This window comes from Dietzia sp. Cai40 (genome assembly GCF_014145165.1).
GTDB lineage: Bacteria > Actinomycetota > Actinomycetes > Mycobacteriales > Mycobacteriaceae > Dietzia > Dietzia natronolimnaea.
In genome coordinates this window covers 1-3041 of record NZ_JAALEB010000058.1, presented here as the reverse complement: position 1 = coordinate 3041, position 3041 = coordinate 1, and the positions used below count along the sequence as shown (strand labels likewise).

General features: G+C 72.2%; 4 protein-coding genes. All 4 read left to right on the top strand.

Annotated features, from left to right (window positions below; translation table 11 throughout):
- Positions 1-2: 2 nt before the first annotated feature.
- The 4 genes from G6022_RS02735 (at position 3) to G6022_RS02720 (ending at position 2973) form a co-directional block, all read left to right on the top strand.
- Complete coding sequence (locus tag G6022_RS02735) at positions 3-473, top strand: DUF2505 family protein (protein ID WP_182690986.1); 471 nt, start codon at positions 3-5, stop codon at positions 471-473.
- Between the two features lie 133 nt (positions 474-606).
- Positions 607-1443 carry a DUF2993 domain-containing protein gene (locus tag G6022_RS02730; protein ID WP_179523416.1) on the top strand — a complete coding sequence of 279 codons (837 nt, stop codon included), beginning with the start codon at positions 607-609 and terminating at the stop codon, positions 1441-1443.
- A 31-nt stretch (positions 1444-1474) separates the two neighbouring features.
- Positions 1475-1978 (top strand): metallophosphoesterase, encoded by a 504-nt coding sequence (locus tag G6022_RS02725; RefSeq protein WP_179523417.1) that lies wholly within the window; start codon positions 1475-1477, stop codon positions 1976-1978.
- 44 nt (positions 1979-2022) lie between these two features.
- Complete coding sequence (locus G6022_RS02720) at positions 2023-2973, top strand: NADP-dependent oxidoreductase (RefSeq protein ID WP_182690985.1); 951 nt, start codon at positions 2023-2025, stop codon at positions 2971-2973.
- The last annotated feature ends 68 nt before the right edge of the window (positions 2974-3041 follow it).

The window sequence follows — 3041 nt, the reverse complement described above, 5'->3', positions numbered from 1 at the left end:
ACATCGACGCCCACCTCGAGACCGTGTTCACCTCGTACGGCGACGAGGCCTTCTGGCACGACCGCATGGCCGCCATCGGCAGCCCCCACGACACCCTCGACGCGTTCGAGACCACCGGGGACTCCACCACGGTCACGCTGACCCAGCACATCCCGGACGAGGACATCCCGGACGTGGCCCGCAAGGTCCTGCCCGGCCGGTTGATCATCGTGCGGACCACCACGTATGCCGACTTCGACGGCGAGCGGTTCTCGAGCTCCGCCCGCGCGGAGGCCGCCGGCGGGCTGGGGGTCATCGACGGAGGCTCGGAGGCCGTCTCGCAGGGCGGCGTGGTGGTGGAGTCCGCGACGGGCCAGGTCAAGGTCTCCGTCCCGCTGCTGGGCGGCAAGCTGGAGAAGCTGGTCGTGTCCCACCTGACCCGGTTCTTCGACGCCGAGACGCAACACCTCAACCGCTGGACCGCCGCCCGCTGACACCGCGTCGGCCCCGGGTCGGCCCCGCGTCGGTTCCGCATCGGCCCCGTGCCGACCCCGTGCCGACCCCGTGCCGACACGGCGTTGACCTCGGGTTCTGCGATCCGGGCCGGCATCGGCGACAATTGGCGGAATGCACCCGCGGCACGACACCCAGCGACTCCCCGCCCACGACCGACCCGGCGTCCAGCACGCCGAGACCCAGCAGTTCGCCGCCGCACCGGCAGGTGACCGGCCTGACCGCGGCGACACCGGCGGGAGGCGTCGCGGCCCGATGATCGCCCTGATCGCCGCGATCGCCGTGGTGGGCCTGGTCGCCGGGGTGGTGGGGCTCGAGTTCGGCACCCGCAACGCGGTCGAGAACCGGATCCAGGAGGAGGTCACGGCCTCCCTCGGCAGCCCGGCGCAGGTGGAGTTGGGCGCGCGCCCGGTGATCCTGTCGTACTTCGGCGGTGACCTGGGCACCGTCCGCATCACCACCGACGGCAGCCCCGCGGAGGGCGGAGGCGGCCCCGCCCCCGCGATCGACATCACCGCCGAAGGGGTCAGCTCGGCCGACGACCTCACCTACGTGGACTCGCTGACCGGGACCGCCTTCGTCTCCGACCAGGCCATGTCCACCGCCGCACAGCAGGATTCCGCGGGCGACAGCATGCTCGGCGGTCTGATCCAGGTGCAGGAGATCGTCTCGGACCCGGCCTCGGGAACGCTCCGTGTCTCCATCAGCGGCCTGGCCGAGGCGATCGTGACCCCCCGGTTGATCGGCGGAAACCTGGAGATGGATCCGTCCCAGGCGTCGATCCTCGGTTTCGCACTGCCGCCCGAGCTGCTCGGCGGCACCGTCTCGATGATGGACTCCGCTCTCGCCGAACTCCCCGAGGGCGTCCAGCTGACCGGGGTCCGCGTGGTCCCGGGCGGCATGGTCGTCGACCTCAGCGGACGCGACGTCGTGCTGGAGTCGACCCGGTAGTCGACTGCCGGTCGCACGGCACACTGAACCCATGCGCCTGCTGATCATCGCCGACACCCACGTCCCGACGCGCGCCCGCGATCTCCCGCCCCGGGTGTGGGACGAGGTCGACGGTGCGGACGTGGTGGTCCACGCGGGCGACTGGATGGACGTGGCACTTCTCGACGCGGTGGAGGAACGCTCCACCCGGTTGGTCGCGTGCTGGGGCAACAACGACGGACCCGAGTTGCGCGCCCGGGTGCCCGAGGTGGCGCGCGTGACCCTCGAGGGGGTGCGGGTGGCGGTGGTGCACGAGACCGGGCCGTCGGCGGGCCGGGACAGGCGCATGAGCGAGGCCTATCCGGACACCGACGTCCTGGTGTTCGGTCACTCGCACATCCCGTGGGACACCACCGCGGCGAACGGCTTGCGGTTGCTCAACCCGGGTTCCCCCACCGACCGCCGTCGGCAGCCGTACTGCACGTACATGACCGCCACCCTCGCCGACGGAGTGGTGGGCGAGGTCGAACTGCACCGGCTTCCGCCGACCCGGTAGGTGGCGCCGGGCGGCGGCCGACGGATTCTGCCACCCTGGGACGTATGACCACCGAAGCCACCATGCGTGCCGTGACCCAGTACTCCCTCGGCGATCCGGACGTCCTCGTCGTCTCCGAGCAGCCCCGCCCCGAGCCGCGGACCAACGAGATCCTGGTGCGCGTCAGGGCCACCAGCGTCAACCCCACCGACTGGAAGCACCGCGGGAACGGCGGGTTCCTCGGGGAGCCGCCGTTCGTGCTCGGCTGGGACCTGTCCGGGGTCGTCGAGGCGGTCGGCATCGGAGTGGCCCGGTTCGCCCCCGGCGACGAGGTCTTCGGCATGCTCTCCTACCCGTTCGGGCACGGCGCCCACGCTGACTACGTGACCGCGCCCGCGGCCTGGTTCGCCCCCAAGCCCGCCTCCCTCGGCCATGTGCAGGCCGCCGCGCTACCGCTGGTGTCGCTGACCGCATGGCAGGCGCTCGTGGAGTACGCCGACATCCAGCCCGGTCAGCGGGTGCTGATCCACGCCGCCGCCGGCGGGGTGGGGCACGTGGCGGTCCAGATCGCCAAGGCCCGGGGCGCGTACGTGATCGGCACCGCCAGCGCCGGCAAGCACGGGTTCCTGCGAGACCTGGGCGTGGACGAGGCGATCGACTACCGCGAGGTGGACTACGCCGAGGCCGTCAGCGACGTGGACGCCGTGCTGGACACCATCGGCGGTGACACGTCCACGCGTTCACTGCGCACCCTGCGGCCCGGTGGGATCGTGGTGTCGATCCTGCCGGTGGGGTCGAAGGACTTCTTCCGCGAGGCCGAGGAGCTCGGCGTCCGAGCGATCCGCATGCTCGTCGACTCCTCCCGGCACGACCTGGTCTCCGTCACCGAGCTGGTGGAGCGGGGTGAGCTGCGGGCCAGGATCGCCGAGGTCTTCCCGCTCGAGCAGGCGGCGGAGGCCCACCGGCGCGGGGAGACCGGCCGGACCACCGGCAAGATGGTGCTCATCACCGACTGAGGTCCGGCCCCGCGCGGTGCCGGCGGGGTCAGCCCTCCGGGAAGCCCTCGAGCACCGCGCGGCTGCCG